Raw genomic sequence first — 25,904 nt, 5'->3', positions numbered from 1 at the left:
TTTGCTTTAGAGCAACAAGGAATCTAATTAAAGTTTACCGTGAGCTGATCATCTATTTTTGCGTGTTTTTTTGAAAATAGGTAAGTTACTTCATTCTCTTGATGAACGGTGTACTCTTCACTCGGAGCTATTTTCCTGTCAGTTCTTAAAGCGATTACATCTTCTGACTGGGTAAGTCGGAAACGAATCGAATCGGTGTTAATCTTATTAATTTCAGCAGTGGCATATTCGATCGTCACGTCTCCAATTCCAACATTCACAGGAAGCATTACACCCTCCTTTGCTTGCAGCTCAAGCTTCCGGCCATTAAACAACTCGCTTCCCTCTTCATAAACATGTATTTCTTTATCAAATCCATCTAAATTAAGGATATGAAGAAATCTCTCACCTTCTTTAGAAGCCGTGGATGTCATGAAAACACCATAGTATTTACTATCATTCGTTAAGGCAGGTTTTGAGCCCAGTCTCTCTAATGCTTTTTGAAATAAGCCAGGATCACACGGATAAGGTGCAGCGATGACTACAGCTCTTCCCTTTCCTGCTTTAGTATCAAAACCACACGGTTCATCCGTTCCATACACCCGAAGCAAAGGTTCAGCTTGTGCCCCTAATTCAAATACCTGGGCTTTATGAACTCTTACTTCAGCTCTGCCCTGCGCCCAACCATCGGTGTAAACTGATAAGTGATGATCCGGGCCTGCCAGGCGGGTGTTTGCAGCTTTTACATCCAACGTTTCCTCCAGAATGCGGCATGATTTTCCTTCCATATCGTAAGCCGGGAGCTCCCCATACACTACTAAGCTGCCCCCGTTTGTTACGTAGTCTGCTAATTTCAGCTGTACCTTTTTGGCCATGTACCGGGCGGATGGTACGGCTAAAACGGAGCTGACTGCTGGATCGACTGGTTTGTTTTGAATATCGACAGAGCCATATCTATAGCCCGCCAGAAGCATTGCACGGGCCATATTTTCCCACGCGGCAGTCGATCGATTAGCCTCTATATTTTGATAAATTTCTTTCATCTTTGAACTGTGCGGATAACGAGCTTCGGTCATGTAATAGTCAGGGATAAAGGCAAAGGCAACGTCATCTCTCTCCTCATGCATTACAGACAGCTTATCTGAAACTGCCATGATCGTTTGAATCGATCGCGCCATTCTTGGAAAAGTATAATTCAGCTCCCCTTCCGGACTGATAGGGGCCGCAAACCCATGGCGCTCTCCTGTGGAAGCAATCCGGTCATTCCCATCGTCTCGCTGATCGCTGAGGCGATAATTTTTTCCTCCGGTCATTAAATAATAATTAATGAGCCGGTTCCCCTGCGCAATGCACATACGTGCTTTAAAGTCCGAAGCTGAAGGGTCAAGTCGGCCGCTGTAATTATTGCCGAAATTGCCATCCCCGCAGTTAAACTCCACAGACGTTAAAGGCTGCTCCGGCCGATGAACTGCATCCATAAAGCCATTGATGACGTAGAGGTCCTGAAAGGTATTCATATTTAAATCGCCAAAATAAATGTCTGATCCCGATAAATACCCCGGATCCTGGGTATATGACTCATACAGCTGGCTGATTCCAATTGGGTACGTAAACCCTCGCCCGCCGCCGGTTCCGTGAATATTAACAACAAATGGCACACCTTTTACTCCGAATTCCTCCGCATAGCTTCTTAATTCCGCAATATACCCTGCAAACCTGTGACGCATAAAATAACCTAGATCAAAATGCAGCTCTGATACATAGCTTTCTTCTGGAGAACGGAAGGAAGAATAACTTCCTTTCAGCTCAAATGGATAACGCTCTCTCAGCGCTTCTTCGCCATAGCGCTCGCGCAGCCACTCTGTGAAATCATTCAGCACATGGTCGGTTAAGTCCGGACAATTACTCACCCAGGAGAGCATCCCCACCTCATTATCCAATTGGACACCAATGATATTTCCTCCATTCGGCTGTAATCTCGGTGCTGCCACCTCCATAACGGCGGCATACCATTTCTTCGTCTCCTGTAAAAAAGCAGGGGCCGTATAATCCAGCGTTTTCGCTAACGTCTGCTTTCCGTCCCATGTAACTGGAACGATGTCGGGATGCTTGTCAATTACCCAGTAAGGAATGCCCTCATTTTTCATTTCTGCCATAATGAACGGCCCGGGACGTAAGAAGAAGTAAAGATCATTTTGAGCACATAGGTCAATAAACCCAGCCAAATCCAGTTCAGGACGTGTCTTTCCTTCTAAATCGATCGTACCTTCGAATTCTTCATGACAAAGCCATGGAACATAGGAGGCGACAGCATTGCAGCCTGCCTCCTTCAGCTTATCAATCCGGTCCTGCCACTGGGAGCGGTCGAGCCGGTAATAATGGATCTCGCCACACATGATGATTTGTGGCTTGCCATCAATCAATATTTGCTTATCCGTGATTTCAATCATGCACAAATCTCTCCTTTCTTTAGCGTTAAGCTGTTATCTCTTTCGATAGAGTGTTATCCTTTGTCGTTAGGGTGTTACCCTGCCACGTTAGAGCTTTGTCCTTCCTCGTTAGGGCGCTACCCCCTTAAGTTAGGGCGCTGTCTCCCCTTTAATTTAAGGAAGAAAAATCTCGATCACATTCGCTTTCTCCCTGCACAGCTGCTCGAGCTCCTTCTGTTCGATACGAAACCCGCCTTCACGATAGGTATTTTTGGCAAATTCCACTTTTTCTACCGGCTGATTATTAATGGTGACGCGCTTCTCTCCTTTTCCAAGCGAATAGACAAAGGTGACAGGTTTATCATTGATTTGAAAATCAAAGCATAAGCCATCAAACTCGTCCGTGAGAACGGGATCAATTACTAGATGCTCACCTTCTAAACGAATGCCTAAGCAATTCGAGATAAGCTGATTCATATAAATTCCAGGACCGCTGGAATAAATTCGCCATCCCCCTTTTACAGCAACGGACCCATCACGCAGCTTGCCAAAATTCTCTTCGGCCTCATAACGTGTATTAAATTTCCCATCCGAGCTGCTGAAATAGGCATTGCTCTGTCTGATTTCTGCGTTAGGTACTACTTCCTGAATGTTGATTGGATTAATTTTCTGCAGCCCCTGCCATACTTCCTCTTTCTTCCCGAGTTTTGCCATTGCTTCGACGAAACGGATATGGGCGTGGACATATTGCAAGCCGATTTCCCGGCCGAAATTGGACGCTTGCTCAGCCCGTTTGAAATGGGTGCTCACCCCGCCATCGTAATGAGCAGGACGATTCATTAAACGCACACCATCCGGGCAGGACAGTTTTTCTTTAATGATTTGATAGTGCTGCTCGGCCTGCTCAGCCGTTAGCAGTTCACTAATAATACTCCGCTGCATCGGCAGCAGCCTATAATCGATCCCTGTAGTATTATCCTCTGGATGAAGCATCAGCTCAGGCTCTCCCGGCTCTTCCATATATACAAAACCAGGCAGAACTTCCGTTTGCAGCATATATTTCTTAAAATCTCCTTCTATCCCGGAAGCCAGTGAAGCAAGTTCAGAAGCGTGCCGGAGATCGAATGACTCCAATACGTCTGCCAATCTTGTAACCACTTGATACGTCAAGGCCACCGTCCAGCTGCTGACCATATACTGCTTCAGCTGCGCGTTAGCCGGCTGGAGCGTATCGTCCCAGTCACCGTCTCCATAAGAGGATAAATACGTATCATGTAAAAAGTGTTCTTTAATATAGTTAATTTCTTTCTTTGCGTGCTCGTAGATGGTCGCTTTTTCTTCCGTCAAGTCAAACCCGTCCCCCCGTTTCGTATAAGGGACCTTCTCCTGTAAAATCTGATAATCCTTTGTCACTGTTAAATAGTCACTTAACGCTTTCAGCGGCCAGACGATAATATCTCCATGACTTTCTCCAGCCTGAATATGGGAATACTTATCAAACATGAACCATTGCGGCCAATTGCCATCTTCCGCAAATTGATGGGTGTAGACCGTTTTTATGATTTCTTTTACAGATTCATAGTTTTGCGTCGCCATAAAATATTCCATTGGTCCCTGACACACATCACGGGTCCCCCAGGCTGCCCCGCTGTATTGCTCAAGACCATGCGGCACGGAAAAGTGCACAAGCATGTTATGGGTATACCACCAGGCGAGGGCGTTCACTTTATTTAGCTGCTCGGTCTCTATCCCTTTTTCAGAAAGGTGAAAGCCGTTCATGACGCTGCGGTAGTACTCGCGGTAACGCTCTATTTCACTCTCAGTTGACCTCTCCTCTACCTCGAGGTCTTCTCCATGCAGCAATCCCTGAATAATCATTTCCCATTCATCTGCTGGATCAAGGTCACATACTACAAGGGAAGCACATCCCGGCTTTACGTTAGTAACAAGCTTTTGTTCATCGGCTGTGTCAAAAGTGGCTCCGTTGATATGAATTTTGTACAATAAATCCGGATAGACCCCTGTATTCATCGCTGTTTCATCCGCGGTTACCGTAAGAGTCTGCCCCTCCCGACGAACATGAAAAGGGACTTCATATTCATTCGGATGCATAACTACTTGATTCGTCACTAAGTACCGATATTCCCCTCCTCCTGCTGCCTTTACGGTAAGCCGGACCTCTGGTGAATCGACAGTCGTGTAGCTTGTAATTATGAACGTCTCGTCTTCTGTTTTGTAATACCAACGGGCGTAGTTAAAGCCCACTTCATATAAAGAAGGCATAGTCAGCAGCTGATAGGTGCCATCCATCTCTACATAGATGCGCTGACCGGACGTTTTTAAGATGTTAAGAGCATTTCGGGCATTGGTTAAAAGCTTATTAAAGTTCGTATTTCCTACAACGAGCTGGGCATTGAAGATCCCATACATCCATGACGTAGAGGTAATCGTATTCTCCTTCAACCGGTCGTTCTTACCTGACATCACGATATGACCATGCGGACGCTCTACCAGCTTTTCTTTTTCTTTTAAAACGACGTGTTCATAGCTGTCAGTGAAAAAAGAAAGCAGCCTGTCTCCGTCCCATTCCTCCTGATGACGGTTTGGGTACAGGCTCTCAATCTCAGAAAGAGGCATGGATTCCCCGCATAATACGTCGCCGATGCTAGGAGTTTTTTCTATTTTTTCCACAGGCTCTTCATCCTGAGGCTCACTAGCTTTTACCTCATCCCATGCTTCTTGAATAGTCTCTTGATAGGCAGGCTCGCTTACGGCCGCTTCATGGTTTTCCATCAAAGCTCCATAAAAGATAAACTGCTCTTCTCCTGAAAGCTTTACCTTTTCAGATTGAAGGGCCGTATAGGCGAACTCATATTGATAGACTTCATTAGCGAGCGAAGATTCAGCTAATACTACCGGCTGGTTTGTTTCTTTGTACGACTGTCCAAAGAATTGAAAACCATCTGTTGAATAGCCAGCAGCGCGGGTAAGTGATCCCTGCTGTACATACGGAAAACCCGTCGACTGCTGCTGATTCTGACGTGAACAGACGATCCAGCCTTTTTCCTCATCCTCAAAAATCTGGTGGTCTAAGTACTGGGAGATGTAGGCTTCATTATTTCTTAATGCTCCTTTATCCGCGACACCGAGGTCCTGGCCGTAAACAATGTCAATTTCGGCCTCCTGTCCCTCTGCTTTCACATCCCAGAACCAAACGCCACGGTCGGTTAAATGGAAAACCACTTCATAATGTATGTCATCAACTGTACCTGTCCATACCGCATGGCGATTACCGAAGGCTACATCACTTCTAGAATTGATCCCGAGCAGTGGGTAAGCATGAATGTTATCGTCCCGGTGGACGCGCAAATACAAGTTATTGAGCGATCCATCTAACGGATTGGTCATTAATTGGTTAATCATAATGCCTTTATAAGCAGCTTCTGACAGATCTCCACTCGTTAAGAATGAAAATTGATATTCTCCTGCTGTTAATGTAATGGTTGAGTCTTTCGTGAGTGTCACTTCACATACCTCCAACTAAATTATTGAAACGTTTCAATTTAGACTTAAAAAGTACTTTTTTAAAATGGGTTTACTTCTTTCATGTTTATGAAATAATCCAGAGACTTGATATCTTCCCGGAGGCAATTGAATCGATCTCGTGCAGCGCACTATCATAGAATTATTCGCCCGTAATCCCGGAACGGTCCACACCCTCTACGAACCAGCGCTGCGTAAAGAAATACACTATCAGCAGCGGCAGTATTGATAACATCGTCCCAGCCATGCTGATTCCTTCGTTTATATTCGCTGCTTCTGTATCGCCGGTGTACATTTGATCAAAGGTGGCGTTGAACTTCCCTAACTCAATCGGCAGTGTTGTCAGTTCATTCCCAAAGTAGAGGCTGGCAAGCGCCGTCTCGTTCCAATACCAAACAAATGAGAACAAGAAGGAAATTATGATGGCCGGCACTGCCATAGGAATAGCGATTGTCATGAAGATACGGAAGTGACCCGCTCCATCTAAATGAGCCGCTTCTTCTAGAGCTTTAGGAAGCATTCGGAAAAATTGATAGAAAATCAGAATAAAAATCGCACTGTTTAACCCCTGACCGAATAAAGCCGGCAGTAGAAACGATAAGATACTTCCAATCAGCTCAAGTTCATTAAAGAAAACATACCTTGGAATGAGCAGCACCTGAGGCGGAATGATAAATGTGATTAAGACCAGCCCGAACAAAATCTTTTTAAAGGGAAACTCGAACCTTGCAAAACCGTAGCCGATCACAGCTGCGACAGCCGTCTGCGCAATCGACGGGATGACGGTGACATACAAGGTTTCCAGCAGGGTCGGGAATAAATCCAGCACCCGGTAGGCTACCTCATAGTTCTCTACATAAAAGGCGGACGGAATCCAGCTGATCAATGGATTTAATAGATCCTCCAGCGACTTGAAGCTGTACGAGCCCATATATATGATTGGGTATAAATAGACAAACCCAATGACAATTAACAGTCCGTAAACACAAAGCTTAAACAAAAAGCCATTATTCCCTTGTACTCCAAGCAGAAAGCTTTTGGTTTTGGAAGAGTACTTATCTAGTCTTTTCTTCTGAACAGGAGTCAGCTTAGTATCGAGCATTCGTTATCCCTCCTTTACCTGTACTTTTTATTTCCTCTAAACACCATAATTCCTACACTGAAAGCTAATACGACCGCAATGACAAGAAAGTACATCCATGAAAGGGCAGATGCATACCCAAATCCTGTTGAGACTTCAAACATGTTGCTTTGAATATGATCCACCACAGGATTCAAGGCAAAAATCGAATACGTCACTATCGTATAGATCAAATTAACAATAATCATCGGGTACAGCGTGGGTAAAGTGACCTTCCAGAAACACTCCCAATTAGAAGCACCGTCTATTTTGGCAGCTTCATAGATCTGCTTGTCGGTTTTCTGCAGGGCTGCCAGGAAAATTAAGATTTGTACGCCTGAGTACCATAGAATGATAATTAAGTTATCCATTAAATACGTCAACACCGTATTGAGGAACCCGTCAGTATTTGATAAAAACACGGCAAAAATTGCATACTCTTCAATCGAAGGAATCGAAGTTACATCCTGATCCATTAAATCCGTAATAACGGGCCCGCTGGCTATGATGACGGGAAGAAAAAAGATCGTCCGGAAGAATCCCCTCATCATAATCGGCTGATTAAGGAGCAAAGCAATGATGAGGGAAAAAACGATGATAATCGGTGTCGATATGACGAGTTCTCGTAAGAAACGGAGCAGTACTTGGGTAAACTGCGAATCTACCGTAAATGCATACATATAGTTTTCAAATTTAATAAAATCGGTTTGAATGCCATTAGGCGTAATTTTCACTTTCTGGAAGCTTAAGAACAAGGAATAAAACAACGGAAAAGCTGTAAAAACGAGAAAGCCAAGGATCCAGGGGGATAAGAACGTCAGCCCAAGGACACTTTTTTTCTTTTGCAGCGACATTTGTTTTATCACGATGGATCCCCCCTGTCGATTACCTGATAGCTTTTTGCTTCTATTTCTACTCCATCCAGCTCAACGTCCTTACTTTTGTAGTTGATAAGAATGGATTTTCCGTTTGAGTAATGGACTTCCACAAGGTCGGGCTCATGTACCGTCCGGTCTGTAATCGTTTCCCCTTCAACCTGGCCTAAGCTTTGCTTCACGGTTTCATATTGGTGAATAATCTCGCTTTCCCAATTATCAAATTGAGAGGTATATAAATCTTCGGATGGCGTATGCATTAATTCGTGCGAAGGCTCTGTCGTCAAATAGAACGATGGATTAGCACCATATTCAATCATGCGCAGGAGCTCATCGTCCGGACTGTTATGAAAATTGGAAAAAGAGGCGTAATAAGGCACATGCCCTTTTAATACAATTTGTAAAAATGGCACCGTATCCGTAACGAAACTATAGTTCGACGAGTACATCGGGATATCCAGGTACCGGTCCGATTGAGCGAGCATGTAGTCATTCGGCTGATAGAAAGAAAGAGAATCCAAGCCTGCTTTTAATTCCTCCGCCATATCCTGAAAGACATCCACTACTTCAGTTCTTAGTGAATCACTGGTAAAGTCGGAGAACAGTTTATTTCCACTCGAGTCTACAGCTAAATTTGCGATCTGCCGCTCTTCATATTCATTACGATCTTCTATTGCCATTTCGAGTGACTTTTCAGGGCTTAAATAATAATACTCGTCAGCTTCACCTTCACTCTTAATCGTCTGAGCATTGATTTTTCTTGCTACATCCGTCTGACCTGAAAATCCTGAAGCCCCTTCATATGCCTTTGTGTAGTCCGTGTAGTAGTAAAGCGGGATATCATTTTGGTCAAAGTAGTTATTTACTTCTTCAAAATTCCTGTCACTCCCTAATTTATTTTCATAAGGAAATTTCTGAGGAAGCGTACCGGTATATCCACCTTCAGTCCAGCCTCGGTATACGGCATGCATATCGTCCACACCTTGCTGCTGCAATCGTTCCACATAATCAGGCAGGTCAGTCACTGCGGTCATCGGCTGCACAGAATCTCGCAGCAGTCCGCTTTTTACTTCCCCGCCTAAGAATTCCAGACGGACATCCACTTGATCATTCCCTGATTTCAGCATATCGCGGTCGAGCAGATACTGCTGGTAGGTTTGGGCCATACCTACATAATTTGCCTTATCCTCATTAAGAAAAGTAATGCGTTCCTTGATATCGAATTCATTCATTTCTTCCTGAAAGACGTTGTAGCCGCTCATATCTTGACTTGTCGGCTGATAATATTGGTAACGATAATTATATTGCGCCGTAACCCAGTGAAAGTCTGTCGCGATACCGGATGGATAAGCGATCAGATCCGCAAAGGTCTCCCCTTCATCAATCACAGCGACGTAACCATTCTCATCGACTCCATTTGTCATTCCATAGACAGGCATCGTAATCTTATGCGCTTTGTTGGTACGGACTTCCTCTTCTTCAGAGCCACTTCGTTTAAACCCTTCATCTTCTCCATAGATGGAAGCCTGAAAAGGAGCCATGGATGATGGCTGCTTTTCGTTAAATCGCATAAGAGCACCGCTGCCGTCAGGAATAAACGTATAGCCGTCCATCTCCGTCCCTTCAGAGGCTCCTAAGAAAGGATACACACGCACCGCAGCCAGCTTTCTTTCTTCCTCTGTGATTTCGCTTTGAGGAACATGGATTTCAATAGAATCGCCGTCTAACTGTACTTCAAGCTCCATCGTAATGGCCGCTTCTTCGAAAGCAATCACTGCCGAAAAACCATCCTCCTGCTCGGTTACAGATACCTCGGATTCATTGGTAAGAATGCTTTCTGAAGAAGTTTTATCCTCTCCATCAACATAATCAATCGTGACAGCCGAATGAGCCATGTCCGACCACGTTTCATTTAAGTTGTATTCTTTATCTTCACTCAGTCCGGAGCTCCAAATATATCCCGTCTGTTTGTTTTCAATCTGCAGCGCCAGCGATTCTTCTTCCACATATAGAGCCAGATCCTCATTCTCTGCCACCTTCTCATATCCAGCAGATAACGACGTCTCCCTCACAAGTCCTTCTTCATTCTCGGGCTGGGTGAACTGATTCGATTGATAGCGCAGCATGTCATTCGCACGTTTTTCTTCCTCTTCTTTCACATCTGTATCTGGATCACTGTCAGACAGCGTATTAGCAATTACCGTGACAGGAAATAATAAAATCAACAGGGCAAGTACCCATTTCCACTTCTTAAACACGCAGCATCACCTCCTCAATGATCGAGCTGACAAAGTCATACAATTGATCAAACAGTACGTAGAGGACAAAGAATATTAATACAGTAAGAAACATCCCAAACAATGTAACGAATAAATTCCTGACTGTCCCCCAGAAGGAATAATCATGTATTTCTTTAATCGTTGTGAATAAAATGATGATCGACCACACGATGATGATCTGCATCGAGAACGTGTAAACAAAAGCTTCGTTAAAGGTAAGAATGTTAGAAACGAGCGTAACAGGGATTAGAAACAACAGGATTGGTGCCAATGAGTAAATCGTTCCAATATAAATGTCCCTAAACCTGCCTTCTCCTTCTGTAATCGTACTGACTAAATAATTAACGACGATAAACAAGAGCAGAGGAAGGAGCACAGTTCCTATTTCAAAGAATAGGTTTACATCTTCTAATACACGGTCTGTAAAAAGAAAACCTGTCCAGTAAATCCGCAGTAAGTATTCAAAGACGAGCACAAGATACAAGACGGTCGCAGATATAAGCGAAACTCTTTCACCATTTTTTAAATAATAGACGCTGTCGATCGGCTTCTTAAGAAACCGGGTTAAAAACACAAGCTGATTTACGAGTGGGACCCGCTTTATCTGACCGGTCGTATTCCGGACTGGATCGAGAATGTTTTTCTTGCGATCTGTGAATTTCACGGTATACCTTACTGTGAAGAAAGCGAAAACGATCATAAAAGCACCAGCTAAATTGTTTTCCATCCACCGATAGCGAATTTCCCAAAAAGCATTGGAATAGCCGTCTTTATCGTTAGCTAATTTGAACTCCTTCAGCGCCTCATCGTACTCCTGTTGTTTATACAAGGCTTCCCCTTTCGCTGTATGAGCCAGGCCGAACGAAGAATTTAACCGCAGAATCTCGTTCCAATAGTCTTCACTCTCGACGTAAAAGCCTTCTTCAAAAAGGGCTAACCCTTGATGAAGAACAGACGTGAATTCCGTAGGTTCGTACACTTGAATGTTTCCCTGCTCCCTGTCTGTTACATAAAGCCTGCCGACATCATCTACTTCGATACTGGACGGCTGAGTCGTCAGGCCGAGTCGGTTGTTTTCATTCGTCTTCCCACCAAAGGAGAACAACTGGTTACCAGAGCTGTCATACTCATAAATGATGCCATCGCTGCCAACGGTGTAAATATTTCCGATCGATCCTACAGCGATATCGACTAAGTTGGTTTCCTCTGTCATCGCAGGGGGTAAGATGTTGCCACCTTCAATATTCAATTTACGAATCGCTTCCCACGTTGTACCGGAAGTTATCGTGTAGACCAGCCCCTGATCATCGATGGAAATATTTCCGGGGGCCGGCGGTTCTTTCATAAATAGATTGGCTTTCTGCCTTTGCGTAGTCGCCATTTCTTGAAGAAAAGTTCCTACAGACGGCGCCAGTGTATTCGCTCCGTAGTAGCCTAGAAAAGTCCCATCCTCGCTTAATTGAATAATGCCGTTCGTCGCACTTTCACCGATAATGTATATATTTCCCCGCGTGTCTACCGAAACTTTTTCCGGCTTATACGGGGCACTGTTCCCGAATAACGGGGATTCCGGCCGCTCAAATTCATCGAGAATCTCTCCGTTCTCCTGGAACTTTACTACTTTTTCGCTGCCATAGTCGGCGACATAAACCTCGCCGTTCTCATCGGCATACACGCCTAAGGGCTGGTTTAATTCCTCTGCGCCGTAAACCTCAAGCTCATTTCCTTCTTCATCAAATTTCGTTACCCGCTGCGTGCCGGAATCAGCGATATAAATACTGCCTTCCCCATCGATATAAATGTCTTCGGGGTTGACGATTTCCGTTTCTTTGGCAAATAATCCGATAGGTGTATAGGCCGTCTGTGTTTCAATATCATTTCCATCAGCTGTTAAAGTTTCTGTATCGTAGGGCACAGAAACGGAAGCAGAAGAAAGTGCGGGAAACAATATGGTTAACCAAAAACAGATGACAGCAGTAATAAATCCCCTCATTTCCCTTCCTCCTAATCGTTACTTAATACCCGAATGTGCCATCGTGTTCATGACTTTACTCTGCATAAAGATGAAAATGATCAAGTTAGGTACAAACATGATCAACGACGCTGCTGCTGCCATCCCTTGACCAGCAACCGTGTTCCCTTCCGTATCGGCCGCTAACGTAGACATGAAAAAGGCAAACGTCTTTAAGTTTTCATCATCCACAAACAACGTAGAGGTCTCTGCGTTATTCCATACAGCCTGGAACGCCAGAATGGAAATCGTGGCAATGGCTGGTTTTACTAAAGGAATGATGACCTTGAGAAATATTTGAAAATCATTGGCTCCATCAATCTTTGCCGCTTCAATCAATTCATCCGGGATTTGATCAATAAACTGTTTGACTAAAAACAACCCGACCGGCATTGCTAAAAGAGGAAGGATATGAGCGAAAAATGTATCGAGCAGCCCTACTTCATCTATTAGCAGATAACGCGGAATCACTACAGCGGCAGGAACAAACATTAATGCCAGTGTATTGATTTCAAAAATCGTTTTCTTAAACTTGAATTGTTTCTTGGAAAAAACATATCCAGCCATAGTACTGATCAGGACCGTTAAGAAAACAACGATTACAGTAACGACGACACTGTTGAATAGATACCTCGTCATCGGAACACCCGTGGCATTTGTGTTAGAGGCTAAGTCGGTAAAGTTTTCAAGCGTCGGCTTCTGCACGAAGAATCTTGGCGGATAAGCAAACAACTCATCAATTGGCTTAAACGCATGCGAGAAAATATAGACAATTGGAATCATCATTAACAGCGCCATTGGGATCAACACGCAGTAGAACTTCAATTGACTTTTATGGAACTTATCTGGATTAATTTTTGTGCCATGAAAAGATGCCATGTTCACACCCCCTGGTAAGTTAGTAATCTATTAATCTTTTTCGGCGAACAGCTTCATAGCAACCCGCGAGAATCCGTAAATAAATAAGAGCAGTAACACAGACAAGGCAGCCGCATACCCCATTTCATAGCGGATGAACCCGAAATCTTCTAAGTGGTTTACAATTAACTGCCCAGCATTTTGCGGTGTCGGGTTTTGTCCTGATAGCTCAACCCCGATTGACCCCGCCTGGAATGTCGTCACAACAGCCATCACCGCTCCAAAGAGCATTTGCGGCTTCATCGAAGGAATCGTGATGTAGATGATTTCCTGGAAGCGGTTTCTAATTCCGTCAATATAAGCCGCTTCATAGATTTCCTTATCAATATTCAGCACCCCTGACAACATCGCGAGAAACCCAACGCCCATACTGCCCCATAAGGTTACGAGAATCATAATGATCATTAAGTATTCAGGGGATTGAAGGAACTGAATGGGTTCGGTAATAAAACCCATCGATATTAAAAGATTATTTAAATAGCCTGTCTGGTCTCCGCTGAAAATGATTTTCCATACGACCCCCATCGCTACTCCCGCTGTCATCGACGGTGAGAAAAGAATTAAAGCGAGAATGGTGCGGGGCCCCTTCGATATTTGCGCCAGCATCCAGGCTAATAAGAAGGCCATTATATAGCCGCCGGGACCTACAATCAGTGAGAAAATTAAGGTATTAGGCAGCACAAACTGCATAAAGGTATTATCCTGCGTAATGATATTCACATAGTTCGAAAGTCCAATGAAGGAGGGGAATTCGATTGTATTGAAGTACGTAAAGGATAATCCGACGGCAACCACCACCGGAATGATGATGAACATCGAAAACAAGATTAAATAGGGCGCTAGAAACACAGATGTACTTAAATGTTCTCTGTTATTCATCAGTCTCCATCCACCTTTCTATCTTTTCGATCGTTGGAATTTCATAAGGCTTCACGAGTTCTCCGTCTTCCATATAATCGAATTCTTCCAGCTTTCTCCGCATTTCACGATTAATTAGAATCACACTGTCATCAACAGATGCGCGGGCATTTTCTCCATCAAATACCACTTTGTTCCATACATTACTAATCTCACGCTCCACCATGTAAGAATATGGCGTCTTCGGTACTTCCTTCATATACTCCCACTGCTCAAGAATTACTTCTTTATGTTCTTCTGGCAAGGGCAATTGTTCAAAGGAATCCAAGTTAGCTGTATTCCACATGTATTCAGGGCCGTATAACGTCTGTAAGGTGGCAGCAAATTCTGTCTGTGTCTCAGATGACATCCACCATTTCAATAACTCCCAGGAGTCCTCCTTCTTTCCGCTTTTATCAAACATCATCGAAGCCTGCCCCGATCCAGGAGCCCAGCGTTCCACAGTGCCGTCCTCCTGTTCCACTCCAGGCTGCGGGGTAATATCCCACCACCCGGAAATTTCAGGAGCAGCCGTTGTAAGCTCAACATACGTACCAAATGGTGCGACACCTATCGGCAGCGTTGAATACCTGAAATGGTTATAAAATCTAGGGACTTGAAGCGGCATACTGTAAACTGTACTTAAGTCAGCCATGAACTGAATGCCTTCGAGAGCCTCTTCTTCATCTATCGTTGTTCCAGTGCCATCATCCTCGTATAGCCCTCCGCCAAATTGATAAATAAACGGGGAAGTCGTCTGAAACGGCTTGAACGCAGACTCTTCCGCTAACGGCGTATAATAGTTCATCCCATAGCGCTGCAATTCAGGCAGAATGTCAGTCACCTCATCCCATGTGTCAGGGACGGGAATATCCAGCTCTTCCACAATGTCCTTTCGATAAAATTGAACAAAGAAATCCTGAGTCTCAGGCAGAGCATAGACGCTATCATCAATGGTTAAAGGCAGAAACGCACCAGGTGAGAACTGCTCTCCTGTTTCGCCGAAATCATCAAATTCCCTTAAATCAACGGCAGATCCTCGAATCGCAAGCTCATAAGGAACCCAGTTGCTTATCCCAAATGCTAAGTCCGGCTGCGTGTCGGCCGCGCTTGCCAGCACAAGCTTCTGCTCATCCGGCATTAATGAATACTTCACCTTAATCCCTGTTTCCGGGGTGAAATTTTGATCCGTCATATTTTGCAGCTGCTCTACGTATTGTCTCGGTCGGTTCACCCATACTTCGATCGTGTCATCCTCAACATCGGAAGTTGCCAGGTTATCGTCAGTAAAGGATTGGAAGAATCCAGAGATAGAATCCTTGGTTTTTGTAAAAAAATCAGCCTCTGCTCCTGGTGGATTCTCATCACCGCCATGAACATAAAATCGGTCGAGCAGCAGCGGCTGGGCGGAGAGGTCCATAGAGATATCCCCCAGTAGCTGCGCTGATGAATTGGATCCAGTGGACAATTGGTTCAAACGGTTAGGAATTTCATCCGGGTTGTCTGCTAAGTTCTCTAGTTTGTCAATTGCGATTTTTAACGATGCGACTTCAGTAGACTCTTCCCCATCGTTTAAAGTTTGCAGGTACTCTACTTTTTCGTTCAGCCTGTCTGCCCAGCCCAGCAGCTGCTCCTCAATATCAGGGATATATTCCTCAATGTCCCAGTCACGAGAACCCTGTTGATTCCCTACAAGCTTACGAATGGAAAGCGACAGTTCGTCAATTTCCTGCATTACCTCATCGATCGTAAATAACACATCAGCGTGAGGAGACGGATCGGCTTTCAGGCTGACTTTATTCGTCCCTTCCTCCAAATAAAAGAGAAAAGGTTCTCCTTCCTCGCTGCCTACAGTCTCATTCGTCCATTCTTTATTGTAGGGAAATTGATACGACTCTACTTCCTTAAAAGGCACTTGATCATTAATGAGTAATTTTCGGTATACAGGGGAACGGGATTCGTTATCCTGTTGCGTCTTAAAAGACAGCTGGTAAAACCCTGCCTCTTCTGCTTCAACCTCCCAGCTGACCGTTTGACCCGGTTCACTCCACGAATCTCCCCCTAATGAATTCAACATAAGGTGCTCACTGTCATAGGGATGAACGGATGGGTCCTCTGTTGATTCAGGTCGAATGTAGGAACTGTTCTTCTCTGAAGGATGCTCTGCTTCAATGGTGAGCAGGTCTTCCTGTTCTTCAGCATCAGGGTAGTCATCCACGTAATCCTCATACTCAGGTATTGAGGTTTGAGAAGTAATGTGAACATTCCCTACGAGCATTTCTCCCCGTAAGTTCGTCAGGGTAATTGTATTTTGACCCTCTTCTAAATGAAACTGAAGCGGCCGCTTGTACATATATGTAGAATCTTCCGCTTTAACATGTGACCATTCTTCGATAGGCTGCTGGTCAGGAATGATGTCATTCCCTAATCGATCAATTTCAAAATCCTCCGTTTCATTCTTCCATTTACTCGGGAACTCAATTTGCCGGCTTTCTGCAAACGGATACTCTCCGTTAACCTGGATTGCACCCTCTATTGGCATGATCAAGTCACCTTGTGGCAAATAATCAAACCCTATCTCGTATAAACCTTCTTCTTCAACCTCGACTTCAACCGTTAATGACTCTTGATTACGCCAATAGAAAACGCGATCCCCATAACCCTGGCTTTCCGATGAAGACAGCCACTCACCTTCATCTATATTCGTAAATGAAGAAGGGGAGACAGCCTGCTTGAAATCAGCAGGGCTGTCCAGACCTTGTTCCTTCCATTCGTTGAGTTCGAGGTGATAACTCTGCTCTTCGATCTGCTCTTCAGCATTCATTTCGTCTCCTTCATTTGCATGTACGAGCATATGAGGGATGAAAAACAAGATCAACAGCGACCATATAAGCACTTTAGACTTCATGATGTTACCTCCTCAACTTATTTCCATAAACGTTTTATTCACCGATCGTCTCTAGCTCTTCTTCATATTTCTGATTCGCTAAATCATTAATTTGACTTGCGTAGTCCTCAATATTTACCTGACCTGAGACGCTGGCATCAATTAATGCACCCATGGTCGCGTTGGATTCATCGCCCACCTCTACGCCGGTCGGGGCTTCCCAGCGAGCTTGTCCATAGCCCGGAGTAGTCTTAAACGGCTCGATTACAGCATTCTCAATATTGTCGTAAGCTTCTTCTAGACCCGGCACGTCTACTCTTTCAAAGTATTCGTCTAGTACTTCTTCATCCGTAATCAGCGGTACACCAGATAAGCCTACTTCTTCTTCCTCATCAGCAAGTTCCATGCGTTTCATGTACCCTTCCTTACCGAAGCCCATCCATTTCGCTAGCTTATATGCTTCTTCAGGATGCTCAGTAGAGCTTGAGATCCCATAGAAATCGTGTGTAATTACGGTTCTGTCTCCAGGGATACCGACAAAATCCCATTCAAAGTCCGCATTTTGCTCGTAGGCTTCGATCGCCCATGTCCCATCCCATCTCATGCCAATTTCACTGTTCATCCATACTTCATTGGCGTCTTCACCGTTGAAGTTAGCCATTTCATCTTCTGACAGCGTCGCATAAGCATATCCGTTTGTGTTGATGTTATTGGCAAGATCAACACCGGCGATAAATTCATTACTATCTAAGTGAAAACCGTCGTTAAACGTATACCAGCCCAAATCTTCACTAGCAGCAGCCGGATACCATTCAGGAATCGCGTTGGCTTCATTCAGCCCTATTACGCCTTGATTAACATTGGTAATATCACTGACAGCGGTTTCAAATTCATCAATGCTCATACCTATTGAGGGTACATCCAGGTTTGCCTCTTCATATAAGTCTTGATTGACGAAGTATCCAAGAATATTCTGTGAAGAAGGAACAGCATAAATGCTGTCGTCGTAAGTAACCGCTTCTTTTACAGCATCAGGCAGCATTTCATACTCTTCGTCTTCGCCAACAAATTCACTGACCTCCATCATCCAGTCATTTGCCATCCCCGTGGGCACATGAGAGACAGAAAAAACATCCGGCATCTCCCCGGCACTCGCAGCAGAAGCTAGAGATTCTTCCCAGGGATCACTGATTGATTCGTCAATCTCCACATTGATATCTGGGTTCTCCTCCATAAATGCATCCACCATCAAACGGTTGAGGTTCGTTTCCCCTTCAGATCCAAAAGCCCAGCTGGCAATGCTGATTGTTACTTTGTCGCCGTCTTCACTACCGCCTGAATCGCCTTCTCCATCTGATGAAGAATCGTCAGAGCACGCAGCCAGAATGGTAAAGATAGTAAACAACGCCACAATAGAAAACCATTTTTTCATTTCATCCACCTCTTCTATTTTTTTAGTAAACCATCAGCTTGATTTCACAAACTCAATTGTCACTTCTTTTTCTAAAGTAGGAAGCAAATGAACCTTAAAACGCCCATCCTTTTCCTCGCTCACTTTTACCCCGGTTGTTTCTACAGGTCTCCATTTAAACGTTTCAAAAACAATCCAGTCTTCTGCCTGTTTTAATTTCACTTTTACCTCCAAAGCTTCAGGCGATTCTGTTAAATCAAATACTTCTGCCGTGGCATAAGCGATCTTTACTTCATCAGTAAGCTGTATGTTCACCGGAAGCATAAGGCCGCTTCTGCCCGGGACACTCACAGCATTTCCTCCGAATAGAAACTCGTTATTCCGTTGAATGGCGGTTTCTTTTTCATATTCATCCAGATTGTGAAGAAAAACAAAATAGCTTTGCTCGGAAATCTCCCGAACTGAAACGTCTAATTCCTGCTCAACAGCAAATTCACTCACCACGCCTGTTCTTTCAGCAAGCTCCCGGATTACCTCGTATTTATAATCGAAATCCAGCTCCATGCCAATACCAAAGACAACCACCTTCCCCCGGCCCAGTTTTTTCTCAAACGCAGCGACTTCTTGTAATTCATCCTCTGACCAGGCAAACGCTCCTTCCTCCACTTCAAACCTTTCCATATATTTCGTTTGGACACTGTCAATCTTGCCTACCTTCGCGAACCCATCTTTTCTTCCCCTACTGCTAACGCCGATGTAGTCCTTTAGCAGGGTACATTCTCTGCCAAGCAAATCCTTTGTTGGAATCGTTGGAAAAAGAACAAGCTTACCTCCGCCCTCCAAATAATCGATCAACTTTTGCTGAACATTCGGGTCCATCCAGTCTATCGAAAACATCCACAGTGTCGGTGCTTTTTCTACATCGATACGTTCGCCATTTTGAATGTTTAAACTATCATAAACGATTCGATTAACACGAAGCCCTTTGGCAACACCATTATATATGTTCATATCACGCTCTTTTTGAAACGTTTCAATTAAAGGTGAAGAAAAGAGATTACTATACTCTGTCTTGTAGTAATCCGGATAAAAAGCAAAGCATGTCTGCGTCTTCTGCTTCGCATTCATTAGCGGTTTTTCAAACGTGCGGTACATGTGACCTAAATGCTGAATCACGTGAAAATGAGGCCTCTTTTCCCCTGAAGAAGATAATGGTGCCTGCCATTCATGTCTTCTCCCGTTTAAACCGATCTGTTCATAATTCTCTCCTCCGGCAAACATGTAATAATTTACCGCATTCATCCCATTCGCGAAGCAGAGCCGGGTTGTCAGATCGAAGGTACTCGGCTGCAGTCTCGGCTTGTCCGAGGCCGATCCGCCCTGGAATTCAGCAGAAAACAATGGCTGTTCCGGAGACTGGATTGCTTTTGTAAATGCATTCGCAAGAACAATATCGACATAGTTATCAAAATCAATATTGCCGATGTAATAGTCTCCCGCTACAAGCGTATCCTCCATTTTTGCTGCTTCGATCAGCTGGCCAATTCCAATAGGATATCTCGTTCCTCGTTTTAAGTAGTCAATTGTATGAAAGCCATGAATATTAATAATAAATGGAATAGAAATCCCCCCTTGCCGGGCCATCTTCTTCACATGTTCCAGATAGTCACGGTAATGCTCCCGCATAAATAAATAGTATTCATGCTTGAGAATCTCTGCCTCATGCTCTCCTGGATTGTCCTTCATGTAATTAAAGGGGTTATCAATCTCAATCTTATTTTCTTCTAAGTACGTCTGAAATTGCTGCTTCGTCACTTCATTAAAATCACCTTCGTTTGTCACCCAGTGGAACATTCCGACTTCATTATCGACCTGAAACATGATCACCGGACCACCGTGCTCAATCTGGAAGGGCTCAATGATTCTACAGACCGAGTGATACCAGTTTTCCGCTTTTTCCAGAAAAGTCGGGTGCATGTAACTGACCACTCGGGTTGGATGATTGGCTCCCTTCTCCGTCTTTGCCAGAGCTTCAGGATAACGTTCAATCAACCAGGGCGGGACTCCGTGATCCTTAATTTCAGCCATGACGTAAGGTCCAGGACGTACGAGGCAATACATCTCTTCTTCAGAAACGATCTGCAAAAAGCTTTGAAAATCACGCTCTGCCCGCGTCTCGCCCGTTAAGTCGATGAATCCTTCTTCATATTCATGAAAAGTCCATGGAACATAAGTACTGATCATATTGATCCCGGCTTCCTTCACCTGTTGAATACGTGTTCTCCACTGTTCTTTAGGAATCCGAAAGTAATGAAGCTCAGCTCCAAATACACACGTTTCCTTTCCATTAATCATTAATTTTTCATCTTTTACTTCGATAATTACACCTCTCTTTAGCTTGAGTGCCGGTGAATAAATTCAATCGGAATTTCCGCCTCTTTAAACTCCTCTTTATTCTCCAGCATGTCAAAAAGGGTTTCAGCGGCCGTCTGCCCCCATTGTTTTTTTTGAACGCGAATGGTTGTTAGGGATGGCTGAGCATAACGAGCTAAATCAATATCATCAAAACCGACCAGCGCTATATCTTCGGGCACCTTTCGTCCTTTTTGCTGAATGGCCTTAATTGCTCCCATCGCCATTTCATCGTTGGCTGACACAAAAGCCGTCGGATAGTCCGAGTTCTCCTCCAGAAACTTATTCATGCTGAGCAGGCCGCTGATTTCAGTAAAGTCAGCCCTGATCAAGTCACCATCATATAACGTCAGACCTTTCTCTGCCAGAGACTCTTTAAAACCTTCTAGCCGACTCTCCCCATCAAAGGATTCAATTGACCCAGCAATAAAGCCGATACGCTGATGACCCTGATCGACGAGATGGTTAACCGCCTGCTCCATACCAAGCTTATTTGGCAGTAATATTTGATTAATATGCGGATTCTCTAACTCTCTATCCAGCACAACAATCGGAAACTTATCATTTGCCAGGCTGTCTAATAACTCGTCACCAATGTGGTAGTTAAGAATAATCGCCCCGTCCACATATTGCTCAAGCAGCAGACGATGCTTATGATCCGAGGCACATACTACCATCTCATACCCTCTCTTGATCACCGTACGCTGAATTCCTTCCAGCAGCTCATTGAAGAACGGACCTGTAAAGCCACTTAAGAAAAACCCAATGATATTACTTTTGTTTTTCTTTAAATTCTTTGCATTTCCATTCGGTCGGTATCCAAGCTCTTTAGCTGCCAGCATCACTTTGTCCTTCGTCGGTTTCGTGATCAGCTCACTGCCATTCATAACATAAGAGGCAGTCGCCACACTCACATTCGCTTTCTTTGCAACATCCTTTAACGTAGCCAAGCTTTTTCCTCTTCTCTTACCTTAACGGCGCCAATTTTTCTTTCTGGTTGAAACGTTTCAATAAAATTATAACGAAGTGTGAAAGCGATTACAATATATTTTTCTGAAATTTTAAAAAATGTAGTTTGTAAACCATAATTCTGAGGATCCTTTTATTCTTAAGAGGCGACCCTCCGCATAAAATGATAACAATGTACTATGAATTCAGGAGGGAGTCGATGTCTTACTTAATTCTATCTTCTCATGCAAAAACAGGTTCAAGAAATTCAGGAGACGATTTAATAAACAAAAGTCTTATCGATATGCTTAAGAAACTAAAAGGGGAAGAAATTACTTATGACGTGTTCAGCTACAGGGATAATCAATTAGCTGACTTAACCGATATGCATCAATATAAAGCCGTCCTGGCTCCCGCATTACGTCCCAGCGTAGAACGGCAGGATCAAACGATCTTCCCTTTGAAAAGACCCCTCCTCTTAGACAAAGCAAGGAATCACAATATTCCTGTATTTGCAATCGGTGCAGGCTGGGGAAGCTATCCCGGCATTATTAAGCAGGCAAAACATCAGACGCTCGATCAGAAGGACAAAGCTCAGCTTCTTTACCACTTCGGGCAACCCGGCACAGCAGCAAAAGGGTGGATTTCGTGTAGAGATCTAACAACGGAGATCTTATTGAAAAACAACGGCATCCAGTGCAAAGGAACCACAGGAGACTGTGCATTGTTTGATGTTAATAAGATCGGCAGAAAGGCAAAGCTGCCTAAAGTGATCAAAAGCATCGCTGTATCCCTGCCTCATAATCAGCAGCACTGGGAAGCCACCTATCAACTGGCCCTTGAACTAAAGAAGACCTACTCCTGTCCGATCTACTTAACGGTGCATGGATACTATGGTGAATTTTCCAATATCGTGAATTCAAATTGGAATCACAATCACTTTATGATCATGGACTTATCAGGAGGAGCCAGGAATCTCAGCTTTTATGAAACGATCGATGTGCATATCGGCTTTCGCTTACACGCCCATATATGGTTTCTGCGCAATAGAAAACCAAGCCTACTGATCGCCGAAGATGGACGCGGAATGGGATATCTATTAACATTAAACGGACTCGGTTACTCAGCCGCTTCTAAAACCACACGGCAGAAAGCAAAAGAGCAAATTACATTTACAAAAGAGGAAATGGTAAAGGAAAAGCAGAATACGCCTCCTATTAGTAAAGCGGTTCAAATGTTTAGAAAAGAGCAGGAATCGGGATATCCAGTTACAGTGGAATCGCTCGCAAAGATTGACCAGCTCTGGAAGGAGAAAATGCGTCCTTTACTCGAACAACTTCCTTGATTATTTATTGAATTAAAAGGTTAGGACAAAAAAGAATAAAGCATAAAATAATCCGAACGATTTTGTTGAAATCAGTTCGGATTATTTATTGCCAAGAAAAGATTTTTAACATCGCTCCGTCAAAACACTTCGCTTTTTCGCGGGGACGGCCTAAGCTTCCTCGGACTCGTGCTGTACCCAGAGGAGTCTAGGCATTTTGACTACGCTAATGAGCTGAGTTTATATAATTCCATTTTTATTGTCGTTCATTGCTGGACTTATGTCTCAGCTTCTTTGAATTTGATCAATCTTATCACACTATATGTTTTTAAAGGGTTTTAATAAACGCTGTAGAAGTGTTTCAATAAATAGAAAAATGAGGAGGTTAGTTAAGATGAATTTAGATTTTTCTTTAAGTACATCTGAAGTCATCAGTTTATTACTCCTAATTGTCTCCATCATTACCTTTATGTTATCCAGGCTTAATTACAGAGCAAGTCATGCGCCAATTATTGCGATACAGAACAGAAAGTATCGTATATCAAACGGGGAGAAGAAGAACACTTTTACAATCACAGTAAAAAATATAGGAAATGGAGTGTGCATTGACTCTTTTCTATTACTACGAGAAAAAGGGAAGGATACTAGAATAAACTATTACCTCTCCGAACCAATTAGAGAAATTAATTCTGAGGAAGTAATAGAATTCACCGTTAGTAAAGGACCTGACTGGGATGAAAATGCAGAATTTCTGCTCGTGTATGTGGATTATTTCGGCAAAAAATATACTTCAAATGGAGTAACAGAAGGAGAAGCAGCACCTAACATAGATGATCATCTAAGATTTGTCCAACCAGCTAAGCAATTATGGATGTTACACCCTACCTATCTTAAATTCTTGTGGTGGAGATACAAAGCGATTCAGCAGGGGAATACGCATAAGGTCCAAGGAAAGACTGATTATGACAAATTCCAAAAAGGAAATCCAGAAAGCAAAATTAAAATTAATATTTTTATGGAGAGTGAAGAAGAAAGGTTTAGGGAATGACTTAGTTTTGTGCGTCGTATACAATAAATTTACAAGAGAGTATTTAATAGAATTAAATGATCGACCTCTCAACTGCCCGTATCCAGGTCTTCGCCATCAGCATATTCCCGGTCGACGTCATATGAACTCCATCTGTCGTTAAGTTAGATTTTGAATTTTTCTTTAAATGTTTAAGAAATGCTTCGTGAGCAGGTACTAGAATTGCGTCGAACTCTCCCGCCAGCTGATTGACAATTTCAACATAGCTTTTTAACATTTGATTGCCTCGAGAGAACACCTCTTCTTCAATAATCGTGGGCTGCATGAGAATAAGATTGCTTCCCGTTTCTTCGCTCGTCCAGTTCAGGAGTCTGCGATAGATTGATAGAAAGCGATCCGGGAGCACCTGGTCCATCTCCTGGTTGTCCAGCTGACGCCAAACGTCATTAATTCCAATCGATATTGAAACCCACTCCGGCTTCTCATCCATCACGTCCCGCTGCCATCTTTCTTCAAGATCAGTGATTCGATTCGCCGACACCCCTTTATTCACGAACTCGACCCTGGCTTCCGGGTCCTCTGTTATGTAATAATCCCGCAGTAACCGTACGTAGCCTCCTCCCATTCCTTCTGGGTCTTCCAATCTGTTGGAATCTGTAATACTATCGCCAATCATAACAATTTTGTGAGCCACCATTTATTTACTGTCTCCTTTCTTTGTTACTAGAATAACAGAATTAACATCACCGTTTGTTTTTTATGCTTAGCCTTCCCTACCTTTACAACCAATCACACATATCGCCGCAACAGGCTTAAATTGCTTTAATTCTGTCCTGATATCTCTAAACCCGGCCGATTTCATAATCCCTTGAAGTTCTTCGCCGTAATGAACAGCGTCTTTTTCTTTGGCTCCTTTAAACATCGGCTGATAGGTGACAGCTATTTTCCCGCCTTCGTTCAAAAGAGTATACAGCTTATTGAAAGCCTCTGCTTGATCCTCCCAGAACATAACGGAATTTACGGAGAAAATTTTATCATAGGTATTCTCTTCTGACGGTAGATCGTTTACTGTCCCTGAAAGGAGCTTTACTTTGCCTTGTTTGATAAACTGCTTATTCTTTCGCTCTGCCTGCTTCTTCATTGTGGTTGAAATATCAATTCCTTCTATTTTTCCACTTTCAATTAGGGCACTGCACTCCTTTATTCCAACTCCAGGTCCATAACCAATTTCTAAAAGGATATCTTCCGGCTTTATGTCTAACTGAGAAATGGTCCATTGGTTTCTTCCTTTTGTCGTAGCTGCCATCAAATAGCCAGCTGCTTCTCCCAATACTCCCGACGGAAGCCTGAATTGTTGAGAAAATTTATTTAGCAATCCCATCTATATTACTCCTTTATTCTTTCCAGGTTCTTGCGAAAATTCCTTAATGAGTAAGCCAATTCGAAAACTTGTTCAATATTAACGTTATTCCTCATCCGTTCTAAAGTATGATAGCCTTCTTGTCTGACTTGGTTCATTTGGTTTTCCCCATCTTCCGTAAGCTTGATAAGGAAAGACCGTTTGTGTTTTGGATTCTCCAGTCGCTGAATGAAGGCCTTGTCCTTTAACTGCTGCACTACCTTTTGCACATACTGCCGGGAAAAGGGAGACCTTTTGACAATCTGGGGTATGGTCAGAGGACCGTTCGATAAGCACAAAAGAACTCCCAGCTCATTGGTACTCAGTGCGCTCCCTGTATGTGTGTCTTCTACCATTGTTTTAAAGCAGTGGTACATGGCACCTGTCTCTTCAATGAGCAGATCAAAGGCTTGCTTCTCTCTTCCATCCGCACCCATATTCAGCC

The 25,904-nt window shown here is 43.6% G+C and carries 17 protein-coding genes; 2 read left to right on the top strand and 15 right to left on the bottom strand.

Annotation, left to right across the window (positions count from 1 at the left end; translation table 11 throughout):
• Positions 1 to 23: 23 nt before the first annotated feature.
• The 12 genes from C1A12_RS16490 to C1A12_RS16435 all read right to left on the bottom strand — a co-directional run bounded on the left by C1A12_RS16490 (position 24) and on the right by C1A12_RS16435 (position 21,711).
• Complete coding sequence (locus tag C1A12_RS16490; RefSeq protein ID WP_101845571.1) at positions 24 to 2,429, bottom strand: beta-galactosidase; 2,406 nt, start codon at positions 2,427 to 2,429, stop codon at positions 24 to 26.
• A 153-nt stretch (positions 2,430 to 2,582) separates the two neighbouring features.
• Positions 2,583 to 5,933, bottom strand: a complete 3,351-nt coding sequence (locus C1A12_RS16485) for a GH36-type glycosyl hydrolase domain-containing protein (protein ID WP_235001642.1) — start codon at positions 5,931 to 5,933, stop codon at positions 2,583 to 2,585.
• 160 nt (positions 5,934 to 6,093) lie between these two features.
• Positions 6,094 to 7,053, bottom strand: a complete 960-nt coding sequence (locus C1A12_RS16480) for a carbohydrate ABC transporter permease (protein ID WP_101845569.1) — start codon at positions 7,051 to 7,053, stop codon at positions 6,094 to 6,096.
• A 14-nt stretch (positions 7,054 to 7,067) separates the two neighbouring features.
• Entirely contained in the window at positions 7,068 to 7,937 is an 870-nt protein-coding gene (locus C1A12_RS16475; protein ID WP_235001641.1) for a carbohydrate ABC transporter permease, read from the bottom strand.
• Entirely contained in the window at positions 7,934 to 10,204 is a 2,271-nt protein-coding gene (locus tag C1A12_RS16470) for a DUF5696 domain-containing protein (protein ID WP_101845567.1), read from the bottom strand. The genes C1A12_RS16475 and C1A12_RS16470 overlap by 4 nt, the downstream gene beginning before the upstream one ends.
• The gene (locus tag C1A12_RS16465) at positions 10,197 to 12,218 is read right to left on the bottom strand and encodes a hypothetical protein (RefSeq protein ID WP_101845565.1); all 2,022 of its coding nucleotides are present in this window, start codon (positions 12,216 to 12,218) and stop codon (positions 10,197 to 10,199) included. Before C1A12_RS16465 ends, C1A12_RS16470 begins: the two co-directional genes overlap by 8 nt.
• An 18-nt stretch (positions 12,219 to 12,236) precedes the next feature.
• Positions 12,237 to 13,115, bottom strand: a complete 879-nt coding sequence (locus tag C1A12_RS16460; RefSeq protein WP_101845563.1) for a carbohydrate ABC transporter permease — start codon at positions 13,113 to 13,115, stop codon at positions 12,237 to 12,239.
• Positions 13,116 to 13,145: 30 nt separating this feature from the next.
• Positions 13,146 to 14,033 (bottom strand): carbohydrate ABC transporter permease, encoded by an 888-nt coding sequence (locus C1A12_RS16455; protein WP_101845562.1) that lies wholly within the window; start codon positions 14,031 to 14,033, stop codon positions 13,146 to 13,148.
• Positions 14,026 to 16,959, bottom strand: a complete 2,934-nt coding sequence (locus C1A12_RS16450) for an extracellular solute-binding protein (RefSeq protein WP_235001640.1) — start codon at positions 16,957 to 16,959, stop codon at positions 14,026 to 14,028. The genes C1A12_RS16455 and C1A12_RS16450 overlap by 8 nt, the downstream gene beginning before the upstream one ends.
• A gap of 34 nt (positions 16,960 to 16,993) precedes the next feature.
• A complete protein-coding gene (locus tag C1A12_RS16445) occupies positions 16,994 to 18,370 on the bottom strand; it encodes an ABC transporter substrate-binding protein (protein ID WP_101845560.1) in 1,377 nt (458 codons plus the stop codon).
• A gap of 33 nt (positions 18,371 to 18,403) precedes the next feature.
• A complete protein-coding gene (locus C1A12_RS16440) occupies positions 18,404 to 20,704 on the bottom strand; it encodes a beta-galactosidase (RefSeq protein WP_200816608.1) in 2,301 nt (766 codons plus the stop codon).
• 38 nt (positions 20,705 to 20,742) lie between these two features.
• A complete protein-coding gene (locus C1A12_RS16435) occupies positions 20,743 to 21,711 on the bottom strand; it encodes a LacI family DNA-binding transcriptional regulator (protein WP_101845556.1) in 969 nt (322 codons plus the stop codon).
• Positions 21,712 to 21,929: 218 nt separating this feature from the next.
• Here C1A12_RS16435 and C1A12_RS16430 point away from each other — a divergent pair, with 218 nt between their 5' ends.
• Together C1A12_RS16430 and C1A12_RS16425 are read left to right on the top strand one after the other, a co-directional pair.
• Entirely contained in the window at positions 21,930 to 23,054 is a 1,125-nt protein-coding gene (locus C1A12_RS16430; RefSeq protein ID WP_159462216.1) for a polysaccharide pyruvyl transferase family protein, read from the top strand.
• Positions 23,055 to 23,427: 373 nt separating this feature from the next.
• Positions 23,428 to 24,081, top strand: coding sequence for a hypothetical protein (locus tag C1A12_RS16425; RefSeq protein ID WP_101845553.1), 654 nt, complete (start codon positions 23,428 to 23,430; stop codon positions 24,079 to 24,081).
• A 52-nt stretch (positions 24,082 to 24,133) separates the two neighbouring features.
• Here the strand turns inward: C1A12_RS16425 and C1A12_RS16420 are convergent, their stop codons facing one another.
• From C1A12_RS16420 to C1A12_RS16410, 3 genes are all read right to left on the bottom strand, one after another.
• Positions 24,134 to 24,757, bottom strand: coding sequence for an SGNH/GDSL hydrolase family protein (locus C1A12_RS16420; protein WP_101845551.1), 624 nt, complete (start codon positions 24,755 to 24,757; stop codon positions 24,134 to 24,136).
• A gap of 66 nt (positions 24,758 to 24,823) precedes the next feature.
• Positions 24,824 to 25,441 carry a class I SAM-dependent methyltransferase gene (locus C1A12_RS16415; protein WP_101845549.1) on the bottom strand — a complete coding sequence of 206 codons (618 nt, stop codon included), beginning with the start codon at positions 25,439 to 25,441 and terminating at the stop codon, positions 24,824 to 24,826.
• Between the two features lie 5 nt (positions 25,442 to 25,446).
• Positions 25,447 to 25,896 (bottom strand): MarR family winged helix-turn-helix transcriptional regulator, encoded by a 450-nt coding sequence (locus tag C1A12_RS16410; protein ID WP_101845548.1) that lies wholly within the window; start codon positions 25,894 to 25,896, stop codon positions 25,447 to 25,449.
• Between the last annotated feature and the right edge of the window lie 8 nt (positions 25,897 to 25,904).

The organism is Halobacillus sp. Marseille-P3879 (assembly GCF_900240285.1).
Taxonomy (GTDB): domain Bacteria; phylum Bacillota; class Bacilli; order Bacillales; family Halobacillaceae; genus Halobacillus_A.
The sequence above is the reverse complement of the archived record's forward strand: the minus strand, read 5'-3'. Positions and strand labels throughout refer to the sequence as shown.